This is a genomic window from Bradyrhizobium japonicum USDA 6 (assembly GCF_000284375.1).
Lineage (GTDB): Bacteria > Pseudomonadota > Alphaproteobacteria > Rhizobiales > Xanthobacteraceae > Bradyrhizobium > Bradyrhizobium japonicum.
The window spans coordinates 2,711,914-2,726,404 of the sequence record NC_017249.1; the positions used below are offsets into that span (position 1 = coordinate 2,711,914).

The window sequence follows — 14,491 nt, forward strand, 5'->3', positions numbered from 1 at the left end:
GTCTAGGCTGGGGGCGGGCGGATGATTATATTGGCCTGATGGTCCGAGAGCGCCGCGATCCCGAACAACGTCCGTCCCCTGAGGCGCTGCTTGAAGCCGCGCGCCGGGAAGAGAGCGCGAGCGGCAAGCTGAAGATCTTCGTCGGCGCCGCCCCCGGCGTCGGCAAGACCTACGAGATGCTGCAAAGCGCCCATGCCAGGCGCAAGGCGGGTATCGACGTGGTGGTCGGCTTTGTCGAGACCCATGGCCGCGCCGAGACCGAGGCGCTGGTGCGCGGGCTCGAGGTAGTGCCGCGCAAGAGGTTCGATTACCGCGGCCAGATCGTCGAGGAGATGGACCTCGATGCCGTGATCGTCCGCCGCCCTCGGATCGCGCTGGTTGACGAGCTCGCTCATACCAATGCCGCCGGTAGCCGCCATCCCAAGCGCTATCTCGACGTCGAGGAGCTGCTGTCCCACGGCATCGACGTCTACACCGCCGTCAACATCCAGCATATCGAGAGCCTGAACGACGTCGTCGCCCAGATCACCCATGTGCGGGTGCGCGAGACCGTGCCGGACTCGGTCTTCGACCGCGCCGATGCGATCGAGTTGATCGACCTCACGCCCGACGATCTGATCCAGCGGCTGCGGGAGGGGAAGGTCTATGTGCCCAAGCAGGCCGAGCGGGCGCTGGAGCACTATTTCTCGCCCGGCAATCTGACCGCGCTGCGCGAGCTGGCGCTGCGGCGTACGGCCGAGCGGGTCGACGAGCAGCTTCTCAATCACATGCAGGCGAATGCCATCGCCGGCCCCTGGGCCGCGGGCGAGCGGATCCTCGTCTGCATCAGCGAGGATCCGCGCGCGGCCGGGCTCGTCCGCTACACCAAGCGGCTGGCCGACCGGCTGCATGCGCAATTCACCGCGATCTCGATCGAGACCCGGCGGTCGCTCCAGCTTTCGGACGAGGAACGCGACCGTCTCGCCGATACGCTGCGGCTTGCCGAATCGCTGGGCGGTGAAGCGCTGACCATTCCCGCTGTGGGCCGCCGCATCGCCGACGACGTCATCAACTTCGCGCAAGGGAACAACGTCACCCAGATCGTGATCGGGAAATCGACGCGCTCGCGGTGGTTCGAACTGACGCGCGGCTCCGTCGTGCACGATCTCGTGCGCAGTGCCGGAAATATCAGCGTTCACGTCATTCCCGGCGATGAGCTCGCCGCCGAGCCGGCGCCTAAGACTGCGGTTCAGACGGCGGCACGCGTAGAGGCGTTTGATGCGCGTCCCTATCTGAAGGCGCTCGGGATCACCGCGCTCGGCCTTGCCGCAGCGGTGGCCATCAAGCCGTATTTCGGCATCGAAAACGTCGACCTGATGTTCCTGACCGCGGTCGTTGCCGTGGCTGTTCGCTACGGGTTGTGGCCGTCGCTTCTTGCGAGCGTCGCGGCGTCGCTGGCGTACAACTTCTTCTTCCTGCCGCCGGTCTACACTTTCACGATTACCGACCCGACCAATGTCGCGGCGTTCTTCTTTTTCATGTTGATCGCGTTCGTGGTGTCGAACGTCGCCGGGCGGGTGCGCACGCAGGCGGACACCGCGCTCGGCCGCATCCGCACGACCGAGCAGCTCTATGCGTTCAGCCGCAAGCTCACCGGCGCCGGGACGCTCGACGACGTGCTCTGGGCAACAGCCTATCAAACTGCGCTGATGCTGAAGGTTCGCGTGGTCCTGCTGCTGCCGGAGGAAGGGCTGCTCACGGTGAAGTCCGGCTATCCGCCCGAGGACCAGATCGACCAGGCCGATCTCGCCGCCGCCAATTGGGCCTGGAGCAACGATCGTCCCGCCGGCCGCGGTTCGGACACGCTGCCCGGCGCCAAGCGGCTGTTCCTGCCGATGCGCACCGGGCGTGGTCCGATCGGCGTCATCGGTATCGACAATGATCGCACCGGTCCGCTGCTGACCCCCGACCAGCGCCGGCTGCTCGATGCACTCGTCGACCAGGGCGCGCTGGCAATCGAGCGCGTGCTGCTGGTCGAGGACGTGGATCGCGTCAAGCGGACCGTCGAATCCGAGCGGTTGCGCTCTGCGCTGCTGACCTCGATCTCGCACGATCTCAAGACGCCGCTCGCCTCCGTGCTTGGCGCGGCCTCGACCATGCGCGATCTCGCCGGTGCCTTGTCCGACACCGAGAAGCGCGATCTGCTCGCCACCGTGATCGACGAGTCCGAGCGGCTCAACCGCTTCATCGCCAATTTGCTCGACATGACAAAGCTCGAATCCGGCGCCGTCGTGCCCAACGCGGCACTGCATGATCTCGGCGAGATCGTCGGCAGCGCGCTGCGCCGTGCGACCAAGATATTGACGGCGCACAAGGTGGAACTGGTGCTGGCCGCCGATCTGCCGATGCTTCAGCTCGATGCCGTGCTGTTCGAGCAAGTGTTGTTCAATCTGCTCGACAATGCCGCGAAGTATTCGCTGCCGGATACAACGATCTCGATCCGCAGTCGGCGCGAGGGGAATCATGTCGTGCTGGAGATCGCCGACCAGGGTGGCGGCATTCCGCCTGACGAGCTCGAGAGCGTGTTCGACAAGTTCTATCGCGTGCAGAAGGGCGACCATGTCCGTCCTGGTACCGGGCTGGGGCTCGCCATCTCCCGCGGCTTCGTCGAGGCGATGCAGGGCACGATCTCGGCCGCCAACCGCAGCGACCGCAGCGGCGCGATCCTCACCATTCGTCTGCCCGTTCCGGAACGGACCCACGCATTGGATACCGCAGCATGAGCGCCGCCCCGATCAAGGTTCTGGTCATCGACGACGAGCCGCCGATCCGAAAATTGCTGCGGATGGGGCTCTCGACGCAAGGCTACGAGATACTGGAAGCGTCGAACGGAAAGACCGCGCTCGAGAAGCTCGCGGAAGAACCCGCGCTGATCATTCTCGATCTCGGCCTGCCGGACATCCAGGGCCACGAATTGCTGCGCACCATCCGCGGCCGCAACGAGGGCGTGCCGATCGTGGTGCTGTCGAGCCGCGGCGACGAGGCCGGCAAGGTGCAGGCGCTCGATCTCGGCGCCGACGATTATCTGACGAAGCCGTTCGGCATGGACGAGCTGCTGGCACGCTTGCGCGCCGCGCTGCGCCACCAGCTTCAGGTGCAGGGCGAACGCCCGATATTCCGCACCGGCGATCTCTCCGTCGATCTGGTGCGCCGGATCGTCAAGGTCGGCGAGCGCGACGTCAAGCTGTCGCCGAAGGAATATGATCTCCTGCGCGTGCTGGTGCAGCACGCCGGCAAGGTGCTGACTCATCGCTTCCTGCTCAAGGAGCTCTGGGACGAACTGACGGACGCGCAATATCTGCGCGTCTACGTCCGTCAGCTCCGCCAGAAGATCGAAGCCGATCCGGAACGTCCGCAATATGTGCTGACGGAGACCGGGATCGGGTACCGGCTGAAGGCGGGGGATTGATTCCCGCAGATCCTACGACAACTGCATCAATGACGGAGCAAATTACCCCGCCTTCCTCTGCCGCGCCGTCGACCGGTGCGTCTTCTTCGCGCTGCGCTGGCGCCCGGCGGCGCGACGCGCATGGGACTTCGCCGCCGTCTTCTTCCCGCCGCGTCCCTTCAGGCTCTGCTTCAGCGCGTCCATCAGGCTGACGACGTTGCTCGGCCGCTCCTCGCGTTCCGGCAGCTCGATTGTCTTGCCGCTGGCCTTGCGCTTCACCAGCGTCTTCAGCGCGGTCTCGTACTCGTCCTTGAACTTGCTCGGGTCGAAATGGGCGGCCTTGGTATGCAGGATGTGGCCGGCGAGCTCGACCATGTCCTTGGTGATCCTGGGGCTCTTGATGTCGTCGAAGAACTGATCCTCGTCGCGCAGCTCATAGGGGAAGCGCAACGTGGTGCCGAGCAGGCCCTTGCCGAGCGGTTCGATCGCGATGATGTGCTCGCGGTTGGTGAGCACGATCTTGGCGAGGGCCACGCGGTCCTGGTCTTTCATGGCGTCCCGGATCACGGCAAAAGCATCGACCGCAGCCTTGCCGTCGGGCGCGATATAATAGGGATGATTGAGATAGCGCTGGTCGATCTCGTCGCTCGGCACGAAACTCTCGATGTCGATGGTGTGGTTGCTTACGATCTGGACCGCCTCGAGCTCCTCCGGCTCGATCTCGACATATTTGCCCTTGCGCAGCTCGTAGCCGCGTCCCTTCTGGTCGCTCTCGACCACGTCGCCGGTCTCGAAGTCCACCATCTGCTGCTTGAGCCGGTTTCCGGTCTCGCGGTTGATCATGTGAAACCGCGTCTTCTCGGCGGCGGTGGTCGCCGGATAAAGCGCGACCGGGCAACTGACCAGCGAGAGCTTTAACGTTCCCTTCCAATAGGCGCGCGGGGCCATTCCGTTCTCCAGCGTTTCAAGGCATTTTGGAACCCCAACAGCCCCATCGGGTTTTGGTTCCGGGTGGGACTTTTGTCGTGATAGGCTTCAACGCCGAAAGAGAATGCGGGACCGGTCGTGCTGCGAAAACTCTCCACCTACCGACAGAAACGCGATTTCGAGAAGACACCGGAGCCGTCGGGCAAGACCGCGGTGGCGCCATCGGCGCAGCGGCGCTTCGTGATCCAGAAGCACGATGCGACGCGGCTGCACTATGATCTGCGGCTCGAGTTCGACGGCGTGTTCAAGTCGTGGGCGGTCACCAAGGGACCCTCGCTCGATCCGCATGACAAGCGGCTGGCGGTCGAGGTCGAGGACCATCCGCTCGACTATGGCGATTTCGAAGGCACGATTCCGGAAGGACAGTATGGCGGCGGCACGGTCATGCTCTGGGACCGCGGCACCTGGGAGTCGGAGGATCCCGAGCGCGGTTTCCAGAAGGGCGACCTCAAGTTCACGCTCCACGGCGACAAGCTGCATGGAAGCTGGGTGCTGGTGCGGATGAGGCATGACCGCAACGGCGGCAAGCGCACCAACTGGCTCCTGATCAAGCATCGCGACGAATATGCCAGCGAGAGCGACGACATTCTAAGCGAGGACAAGTCGGTGGCCTCCGGCCGCGCGATGGCAGAGATCGCCGATGGCAAGGGCCGCGCGCCAAAACCGTTCATGCTGGCGAAGGGTGCCAAGGCCAAGGCCGATGCGGTCTGGCAGTCCAATCGTGCCGAGGAGCCGAAAGGGCGCACCGTCAGGCCGGCGCCCGGCGCGGCGTTGAAGCGCGGGACGGGCGCAAAGACAAAGGCGACGACCGCGACAAATGCGAAAAAGGTCTCGGAGATGCCGGACTTCGTCGCGCCGCAGCTCTGCACCCCGGTCGAGCGGCCGCCGGCGGCCGACGGCTGGTGCCACGAGATCAAGTTCGACGGCTATCGCGTCCAGCTCCGCGTCGAGGACGGCGAGGCGACGCTGAAGACGCGCAAGGGCCTCGACTGGACCGACAAGTTCGCGGCCATCGCGAAGGAGGCGGGGGAGCTTCCCGACGTCATGATTGACGGCGAGATCGTCGCGCTGGATCACAACGGCGCGCCGAATTTCTCCTCGCTCCAGGCCGCGCTGTCGGACGGCAAGACCGAGGACCTGATCTTCTTTGCCTTCGACCTCCTGTTCGCCGAGGGGCTCGATTGCCGGCGCCTGCCACTCGGCGAGCGCAAGGACCGCCTCAGGCAACTCCTGGACGCGGGCAAGAGGAAGTCGAGCCAAATCCGCTATGTCGAGCATTTCGAGAGCAGCGGCGATGCCGTGCTGCAATCGGCCTGCAAGCTCGAGCTCGAAGGCGTGGTGTCGAAGAAGCTCGATGCGCCTTACCGGTCGGGGCGAACGGAAAGCTGGACCAAGGCCAAATGCCGCGCCGGCCATGAGGTCGTGATCGGCGGCTGGAAGACCACCAACGGCAAATTCCGCTCGCTGATGGCCGGCGTGCACCGCGGCGATCATCTCGCCTTCGTCGGCATGGTCGGCACCGGCTTCGGCGCGGACACGGTCAAGCGCATCATGCCGTCCTTGAAGGCCATGGAGGCCGGGCAAAGCCCCTTCGGCGGCAAGAACGCGCCGAAAAAGACGCGCGACGTGCACTGGCTGAAGCCGGAGCTCGTCGCCGAGATCGAGTTCGCCGGCTTCACCGCCGACGGCAATATCCGCCAGGCCGCCTTCAAGGGCCTGCGGCAGGACAAGCCGGCCGAGGAGGTCGAGGCGGAAACACCCGCCGATACCGAACTCGCCAAGCCCTCGGCCAGGAAGCGTGCCGTGCCGAGTGCAGGCAAGCGGAAGGATGCCGGCACGGCCGAGGTGATGGGTGTCGTCATCTCGAAGCCGGACAAGGAGCTGTGGCCGGATGGCGGCGACGGCGAGGGTGTCACAAAGCTCGATCTTGCGCGCTACTTCGAGGCCGTCGGTGCCTGGATGATCGAGCACATCAAGGGCCGGCCCTGTTCGATCCTGCGCGCGCCTGATGGCATCGGCGGCGAAAAATTCTTCCAGCGCCATGCCATGCAGGGCACGTCGAACCTGCTGGAGCTCGCGAAAGTCTCGGGCGATCGCAAGCCGTATCTGCAGATCGATCGCGTCGAGGGGCTCGCCGCGGTCGCGCAGATCGGCGGCGTCGAGCTGCATCCCTGGAATTGTGCCCCGGACGCCTACGATACGCCGGGCCGGCTGGTGTTCGATCTCGATCCCGCGCCGGACGTCAAATTTGCAGATGTCGTGGACGCCGCCAAGGAGATGCGGCAGCGCCTTTCCGACGTCGGCATGGAGAGCTTTTGCAAGACCACCGGCGGCAAGGGCCTGCACGTGGTGGTGCCGCTGCTCCACGGCGCGCGCGACAAGGTGAGCTGGAAGGAGGCCAAGGCGTTCGCGCAAGGCGTTTGCCAGTGGATGGCCGACGACGATCCCGAGCGCTATCTGCTCAACATGTCAAAGAAGCTGCGCAACGGAAAGATCTTCCTGGATTATTTGCGCAATGACCGCCTGTCGACGGCGGTGGCCCCGCTGTCGCCCCGTGCGCGCGATGGCGCGACCGTGTCGATGCCCGTGACGTGGGCGCAGGTGAAGGGCGATCTCGATCCGAAGCGGTACACGGTGCGGACGGTGCCGGGTCTGCTGGCGCGCTCGAAAGCCTGGGATGGCTATGACGACGCGGCGATATCGATCAAGGCGGCGGCGAAGAAGCTCGCGGGGAAAAAGAAGTAGGGTGGGTTAGCCGGAGGCGTAACCCACCCTACATTCGAGCGTTGGCTAGATCCGTCCCAGCAACAGCAGGATCAGCAGTATGACGATGACGAGCCCGAGGCCGCCGCCGCCGTAATAGCCGGTGCCGTAGAACGGGCCGCCGCCGATACCGCTGAAGCCGCCGAGCAGCGCGATGACCAAAATGATCAGAATGATCGTACCGATAGACATGCTAGTCTCCTCCAGCCCTTTGTTGAAAGGGTCGTTTGCACCTGTCCCGTGGTGCGAGGGCAACTTGCCGCAGGTTCTATAGTTCCCACGATGAAACACGGCGAACGGGGCCAACGTGCATGGAACCTTTGCCAGTCCAGGCGGCATGACTATGTGAGGATCAATCACCACAGGGCAGGGCCATGTCAGCACCGCTTGTCGTCTCCATTCCGCATCGTCTCGGCCGCGAGGAAGCCGTGCGCCGGCTCAAGACCGGGCTCGGCCGCGCGGCGGCCAGCATTCCCGTGATGCAGGTCGAGGAGGAGCGCTGGAACGGCGACAGCATGAGTTTTCGCATCCGCGCGCTCGGGCAGATCGCGAGCGGCCAGGTCGATGTCGCCGACGACCACGTCAAGGTTGAGGTTGTGTTGCCGTGGCTGTTGCAGCGCTTCGCCGAGATGGCGCAGGCGACCATCCGCAAGCGCGGGCAGCTGCTGCTGACCAAGGACGGGGGCAAGTAGCCGTCAGCTACGAGCGCGCTGTTGCCTGGGTCTCGCACTGCTTGCGGCACGTGCTTCGATAACCGCAGCCGGAAAATCCCGGAAGGCTTGCGCGAGCGGCAATTGATTGCCAGCAAGGTCCGGCCCGGTGTAGCCGGTGATGTCGATCGTCGCGTCAACGCCCTCGAAGGCGGGCCATTGTCGGCCTTCTTGCGTGAACGGCGCAAACTGGCGCCCGACCACGACGATCGCTGCCGTGCGGCCGTGTCGGCGGGTAAAGGCAATGACGTGGTCAGCGTGCGCGCCCCGAACCTGCAGCGGCTGATACTCGCCCTGCGCGAACACGTCGGCGAGTTCGTTGCGCAGTTTGAGCAGGTGCCGCGTCCAGGCCAGCTTGAGCTGGCCGTCCGGCCAGGTCTTGATCAGCCCGCGCCAGTCCGGCGCTTCCAGTGACGTCAGCGCCGTCTGCCGCGCGGCAAAGTCCACCGGACGGCGGTTGTCGGGATCGACCAGCGACAGGTCCCAGCATTCGGTGCCCTGATAGAAGTCCGGCACGCCGGGCAGCGTCGCCTTGAGCGTGAGCTGGCTCAGCGAGTTCAGGGCCCCGAGCAGCGCGACGCGGCGTGCCAGGGTTTGCAGCGCCTCCAGGAACTCGCTGGATTGCGCTGGATCGAGGATCTTCCCGATGAAGCTCTCGACGCCGTTCTCATAGGCCTCGTGCGGGTTGAGCCAGCTGGTCTCCTCCTTGCCCTCGCGCGCGGCCTTGAGCGCATAGGCCTGGATGCGCTCGACAAAGCCGGCATCGGCTGTCTCCCCAAGCGACCAGGCGCCGAGCAGGGTCTGGTAGAGCATGTATTCGAACGTCGCCGACGGGGCGCGCAGATTGCCGTCGAGCGCGAGGTGCGGCGCGTTCAGCACCTTCCAGCGCGCCACCGCGCTGGTCCATTCGCCGGGAAACTCGCTGAGGGCCGCGATCCGCGCGCGCGCGTCCTCGCCGCGCTTGGTGTCGTGGGTCGCGGTCGCCGTCATCCCTTGCGGCCATTCCTTGGCACGCGCGCGCATGGCCTCGTGGAAGGCAGGTATCGTGAAGCCGTTGCTCGCGGGATCGCCGCCGACCTCGTTGAGGGCGAGCAGCCGGTGGAATTGATAGAACGCGGTGTCCTCCAGCGACTTCGCCATCATCGGTCCCGTGAACTGCTGCACCTTCAGCGCGAAGCGGCGCACCCGCGGGGCGCTGTGCGGAGGCCGGCCGGGCTTGAGCAGGTCCATGGTCAGCGCGTCGCGCAGGAAGTCGAAAATGCCTTCATCCGCAGCGAACCATTCCGCGCGGGCCCGTTCGATGGTGTCGTCGATCAGCTTGCGGTCGAGCGCGGTCGGGCCGCTATGCGTCAAATAGGTGCGATAGACCGGGAAGTGCAGCACATACAACTCGAGCGCCTGGCGCAGACTGTCGGCGGAGAAGTCGCGCGACGAGTAGTGCCCGTTGGCGATGCGCGCGAGCAGGCGGGTCAGCACGGTGAATTCGCTGGTCAGCAGCGTCTCCAGCACGCGCCGCTTGGCGTCCTTGACGTAAGGCGCCAGCCGTGGTGGGCGGTTGCTGATCTGCCGCCAGGTCTCGTTCAGCGCCTCCAGCCCTTTCGCATCGACCAGAACCTGGGTGATGATATTCATCCACTCATAGCCCGTGGTGCCCTGAACGCCGGCAAAACGCGGCAAGCGCTCGTGCTCGCACAGGATCTTTTCGATCACGGTATAGAACGGTTTGGTGTTGCCTTGCGCGTCGCGCACCAGCCGGCGCAGCCGCTGGCAATATTGTGCGGGATCGCGCAGGCCGTCGATGTGATCGAGGCGGATGCCTTGCAGCTTGCCATCAGCAATGAGCTGCTTCACCAGCCGGTGCGTTGCGGCGAACGTGCTCGCGTCCTCGACGCGCAGGCCCGCAAGCCCGTTGACGTCGAAGAAGCGGCGATAGTTGATGTCGCTGGAGGCGAGCCGCCAGTGCCCGAGCTTGTAGTGCTGGCGCTCCAGCAGATGATGCAGCGCCAGTGTCTGCGCCGGACGATCCTTGGCGGAACGATAGGCGGCGAGGCCGCGGTCGATGATGTCGGCGCTGCCTGCGATCTCCTTGAGCTCCGCCTTGAAGCCGGGCGCTTCCCTGCGGTTGGGGCGACGCAGCCCGGTGTAGCGGGCCGCGAGCGCGAGCAGGCGCTCGCCGGGCTCGATCTCGGCGGCGTCGTCTTCCTTCACGATCACGCGCAGCATTTCGCCATAGCGTTCCGGTGCGATCGGCAGGCGATGCTCGAAATACCAGGCGGAAAAACTGCCTTCATCGGCATCGTAGCGCAGCTCGATGTCGCCGCGCTCCAGCGCCTCGCCATAGGGCGAGCCGAGGATCGGCAGCAGCACGCCGCCGCGGGCACGATAGGCCAGTTGATCCCAGTCGATGTCGAAGGAAACCGCATGCGGCGAGGCCTGGCCCCATTCCAGCACGTCGAGCCACCAGGGATTGTCGGCAAAGTGCACGCCGACATGGTTCGGCACGAAGTCGATGATGAGGCCGAGGTCGTGCTGCGCGAGGGCGTCGCTCAGCCGGGCAAAGCCGGCCTCGCCGCCGAGCTCGGGATTGAACTGGCTGTGATCGACGGTGTCGTAGCCATGGGTCGAGCCCTTGCGCGCCTTCATCACCGGCGAAGCGTAGAGATGCGTGATCCCGAGTGTCTTGAGGTAAGGCACGACCGCGGCGGCCTTGTCGAAGTCGAAATCCGCGGTGAGCTGAAGCCGATAGGTCGCAAGAGGAATGGCAGGAGGCATGCTAACCTCCGAGATGCCAGATCACCGACCAGGGTGGGAGCCGATTGCCGCTGACAGAGCCCCAGATCGGCGTGCCTGTCGCGTCGCTGGGACGTGCGATGTCCTTGTCCGAGAGATTGGCGGTCAGGCGCAACGTCGTGCCATCGCCCATGTGCCAATGCGCGGAGAGCAGGCCGCTATCGGCCGTCGCGGCATCGCCGAACCTCGCACCCTTCAGCCGCGGTGCGATCTCCTTGTGACGGAGCGCGAGCAGCTCCCGCACCAGCGCCAGCCGCGCATCCTGCTCCGGCGTGTGGCCGGTCCAATCCAGCACGGCCGATTGCAGCGTTTCGGGATCGAGCGGGTCGGGGACCTCGTCGCCGTATTTCTCGTAGGCCCAGGCATATTCCTGCTTGCGACCCTTGCGCACAGCCTCGGCAAGGCCGCCCTGGAAATCGCAGAAGAACGGGAAGGGTACCGTGGAGCCCCATTCCTCACCCTGAAACAGCATCGGCACCATCGGCGCGAGCAGGGTCACCGCGAGCGCGGCTTCGATCTGCCGCGGCGATGCCAGGCTCTCGAGCCGCTCTCCCAATGGGCGATTGCCGATCTGGTCGTGGTTTTGCAGGAAGTTGACGAAGGTCGCCGGCGGCAGCTCGCCGCTCGCCTCGCCGCGCGGCTTCTTGCCCCAGAACTCCGAGATCTCGCCCTGGTAGACGAAGCCCGAGGCGAGCGCGCGCGCGAGATCCATGCGCGGCGTCTGGTAGTCGGCGTAATAGCCCGCGAGCTCGCCGGTCAGCATCACGTGCCAGACGTGGTGATAGTCGTCGTTCCACTGCCCGCGATATTTGCCGTTGGGCGGATCCTGCGCGGCATCGAGCAGGCTGGCGCGGTTGTCGCCGTTCTCAAGCACGAGATGGATGTGCCGTCCGGTGGCCTTGGCGAGCTCGCCGGCGGCGACGCTGAGGTCCTGCAACATCGACTGCTCGCCCGGGATCGCCATGATGTGATTGGCGGCATCCAGTCTCAGGCCGTCGAAGCGGTAGCCGGTGAGCCAGGACAGCGCGTTCTCGACCGCGAAGGCCCGGATCTGCGGCACGCGATAATCGATCGCGCTGCCCCAGGGCGTATGCGCATCGGTGAAGAAAGCCGGCGCATAGCGGCCGAGATAATTCCCCTCGGGGCCGAAATGATTGTAGACGACGTCGAGGAACACCATCAGTCCGCGCAGATGCGCCTCGTCGATCAGTGTCTTCAGGTCCTCGGGCCGGCCGTAGGCGCTGTCGGGCGCGTACCACAGCACGCCGTCATAGCCCCAGCCGCGGCGGCCGGCGAAATCGGCCAGCGGCATCAATTCCAGCGCGGTGATCCCGGTCGCAACGAGATGATCGAGCTTGTCGATCATGGCGCTGTAGGTGCCCTCGGGCGTGAAGGTGCCGACATGGGTCTCGATCAACACCGTCTCTTCCCAGGGACGTCCGCGCCAGTCGCGCGCGCGCCACGTGAAGGCATCATGGTCGACGACTTCGCTCGGGCCAAAAACGTCGTCCGGCTGGAAGGCGGATGCGGGATCGGGCACGTCGATCTCGTCGTCGATCCTGAACTGGTAGGGACTGCCGACGGGCAGGCCGGCAATCTCGGCGACATACCAGCCATCCTGCCGGCGCTGCATCGCGTGCCGCCGGTCGAGCAGGAGATCGACTCGGCGAGCGCCGGGCGCCCACAGCCGGAACGACGCGCCGTCCTTGGTCGGCCTCGCCCCGAAGGATGGTCTCATAGCGCCCCCGCGAAGGCGAGCACGGAGCGCGGCGGCGCCTTGCTGTCGCTTCCGGGCTGTAAATCAACACTGTTCGGCCTGGCATCGGTGGTATTCAGGATCTGCTGCCAGCTTTTGTACTCGGCCATTTTGGGCAATTTGAATGCGATCTCTTCGGGGGCGGCGTTCAGTACGATAAAGATCGCGGCGCTCCCCGGTTCCATCGGCCCCATCACATAGGAGAGGAACCGCCCTTCCGGGAATTTCCAGTCGCTCTCCGTCATCTCGTCGCCGGCGGGCGTCAGCCACAGCGCGCCGTAGGAAGCGCCGTCCTTGGGCCGGCCGTCGAGCCAGCGATGGCTGCGAAGCTGCGAGAAGCGGCGGCGGATCTCCGCGAGCCCGGCGACGAAATCGACCATGTCGTCGCCGTCCTTGCCGAGATTGTCCCAGCCGACCCAGCCGACCTCGTTGTCCTGGCAATAGGCGTTGTTGTTGCCGGACTGCGAATTGCCGACCTCGTCGCCGGCCAGGATCAGCGGAACGCCCTGCGCCAGCATCAGGCAGGCCAGCACGTTCTTGCGAAGCTGCCGCCGCAGCCCGAGAATCTCGGGATCGTCGGTCGGACCCTCGACACCGCAATTGTTGCTGTGGTTGTCGCTGGAGCCGTCGCGATTGTCCTCGCCATTGGCCTCGTTGTGCTTCTCGTTGTAGCTGAAGAGGTCGGCGAGCGTGAAGCCGTCATGCACCGTGATGTGGTTGATGCTGGCGCGCGGTCGCCGTCCGTCATGGTTGAACAGGTCGGATGAGGCCGTCATGCGGCTCGAGATATCGCCGATCAGGCTGCCTTCGCCGCTCCAGTAGCGACGCATGGCGCTGCGATACCGATCGTTCCACTCCGACCATTGGGAAGGGAATGCGCCGACCTGGTAGCCGCCGAGCCCGAGATCCCAGGGTTCGGCGACGAGCTTCACCGCCGCCAGCACCGGGTCCTGCCGGATCGCCGTCAGGAACGAGCTGCCGCGATCATAGCCGTTCGGTCCGCGCGCGAGCGTGGTGGCGAGGTCGAAGCGGAAGCCGTCGACATGGCAGACCTCGACCCAGTAGCGCAGCGAATCCATCACCATCTGGAGCACGCGCGGATGGGTGAGGTTCACCGACGAGCCGCAGCCGGTGAAGTCGTCGTAATAGCGCGGGTTCTCGCGATTCAGCCAGTAATAGGAGGCATTGTCGATGCCGCGGTAGCACAGGGTCGGACCGAGGTGATTGCCTTCGGCCGTGTGGTTGTAGACGACGTCGAGCATCACCTCGATGCCGGCATCGTGCAGGCGCGCGACCGTGGTGCGGAAGGAATCGAGCGCATTGTCCTGGGCATAGCGCGGCTCGGGCGCGAAGAAGGACAGCGTGTTGTAGCCCCAGTAGTTGGCGAGCTTCTTCTCGACCAGAATACGGTCGTCGATGAAGCTGTGGATCGGAAGCAGCTCGACGGTGGTGACGCCGAGCGTTTTCAGATGCTCGATCATCGCCGGCGACGACAGGCCGCCATAGGTGCCGCGCAAATTCGGCGGCACGTCGTCGCGCTTCTGCGTCAGGCCCTTGACGTGGGCCTCGTAGATGACGGTGTCCTCCCAGGGGATGTTGGGCCGGATCTCGCGACGGCCCCAGTTGAAGGTCTCGTCGACGACGACCGCCTTGGGCATGCCGCGCGCGTTGTCGCGCCGGTCGAAGGAGAGGTCCTCGCGCGGTGAGCCGGTGCGATAGGCGAAATGGGCATCGCTCCAGACCAGCCGCCCGGCGAGCCGTTTGGCGTAGGGGTCGAGCAGCAGCTTGTTGGCGTTGAAGCGGTGGCCGTGCTCGGGCTCGTAGGGGCCGTGCACGCGATAGCCGTAGAGCTGGCCCGGCGAGATGTCGTTGAGATAGCCGTGCCAGACATCCTCGGTCCGCTCGGGCAGCTCGACACGCTCGAGCTCGCGCCTTCCTTGCGTGTCGAACAGACACAGCTCGACCTTCTGCGCATTGGCGGAGAACAGCGCGAAATTGGTGCCGCGTCCGTCCCAGCTTGCGCCGAGGCGTGCGGGCGATCCGGCAGTCAGGCGCATC

9 protein-coding genes are annotated in these 14,491 nt (G+C 65.4%); 4 read left to right on the top strand and 5 right to left on the bottom strand.

Going from position 1 to position 14,491, the window contains the following annotated elements:
• Positions 1 to 38 precede the first annotated feature (38 nt).
• Positions 39 to 2,762, top strand: coding sequence for a DUF4118 domain-containing protein (locus tag BJ6T_RS12740; RefSeq protein ID WP_014492777.1), 2,724 nt, complete (start codon positions 39 to 41; stop codon positions 2,760 to 2,762).
• Positions 2,759 to 3,448 carry a response regulator gene (locus BJ6T_RS12745; RefSeq protein WP_014492778.1) on the top strand — a complete coding sequence of 230 codons (690 nt, stop codon included), beginning with the start codon at positions 2,759 to 2,761 and terminating at the stop codon, positions 3,446 to 3,448. Before BJ6T_RS12740 ends, BJ6T_RS12745 begins: the two co-directional genes overlap by 4 nt.
• Positions 3,449 to 3,490: 42 nt before the next feature.
• Here BJ6T_RS12745 and ku read toward each other — a convergent pair whose 3' ends face one another.
• A complete protein-coding gene (gene ku / locus BJ6T_RS12750) occupies positions 3,491 to 4,375 on the bottom strand; it encodes a non-homologous end joining protein Ku (RefSeq protein ID WP_014492779.1) in 885 nt (294 codons plus the stop codon).
• A 117-nt stretch (positions 4,376 to 4,492) separates the two neighbouring features.
• On the opposite strand from ku, the gene ligD reads away from it, so the two are divergent.
• Positions 4,493 to 7,159 (top strand): DNA ligase D, encoded by a 2,667-nt coding sequence (ligD, locus tag BJ6T_RS12755; protein ID WP_014492780.1) that lies wholly within the window; start codon positions 4,493 to 4,495, stop codon positions 7,157 to 7,159.
• A gap of 45 nt (positions 7,160 to 7,204) precedes the next feature.
• Here the strand turns inward: ligD and BJ6T_RS42870 are convergent, their stop codons facing one another.
• Positions 7,205 to 7,369 carry a DUF3309 family protein gene (locus tag BJ6T_RS42870; RefSeq protein WP_007595743.1) on the bottom strand — a complete coding sequence of 55 codons (165 nt, stop codon included), beginning with the start codon at positions 7,367 to 7,369 and terminating at the stop codon, positions 7,205 to 7,207.
• A 182-nt stretch (positions 7,370 to 7,551) separates the two neighbouring features.
• On the opposite strand from BJ6T_RS42870, the gene BJ6T_RS12760 reads away from it, so the two are divergent.
• The gene (locus tag BJ6T_RS12760; RefSeq protein WP_028170631.1) at positions 7,552 to 7,869 is read left to right on the top strand and encodes a polyhydroxyalkanoic acid system family protein; all 318 of its coding nucleotides are present in this window, start codon (positions 7,552 to 7,554) and stop codon (positions 7,867 to 7,869) included.
• A gap of 3 nt (positions 7,870 to 7,872) precedes the next feature.
• On the opposite strand, the gene treY is transcribed toward BJ6T_RS12760, so the two are convergent.
• Genes treY through glgX form a run of 3 tightly spaced genes read right to left on the bottom strand, consistent with a single transcriptional unit; the run spans position 7,873 to position 14,490 of the window.
• Entirely contained in the window at positions 7,873 to 10,659 is a 2,787-nt protein-coding gene (treY, locus tag BJ6T_RS12765) for a malto-oligosyltrehalose synthase (protein ID WP_014492782.1), read from the bottom strand.
• Position 10,660: 1 nt separating this feature from the next.
• Positions 10,661 to 12,415 (bottom strand): malto-oligosyltrehalose trehalohydrolase, encoded by a 1,755-nt coding sequence (gene treZ / locus BJ6T_RS12770; RefSeq protein ID WP_028170632.1) that lies wholly within the window; start codon positions 12,413 to 12,415, stop codon positions 10,661 to 10,663.
• Positions 12,412 to 14,490, bottom strand: a complete 2,079-nt coding sequence (glgX, locus tag BJ6T_RS12775) for a glycogen debranching protein GlgX (protein WP_014492784.1) — start codon at positions 14,488 to 14,490, stop codon at positions 12,412 to 12,414. The genes treZ and glgX overlap by 4 nt, the downstream gene beginning before the upstream one ends.
• Between the last annotated feature and the right edge of the window lies 1 nt (position 14,491).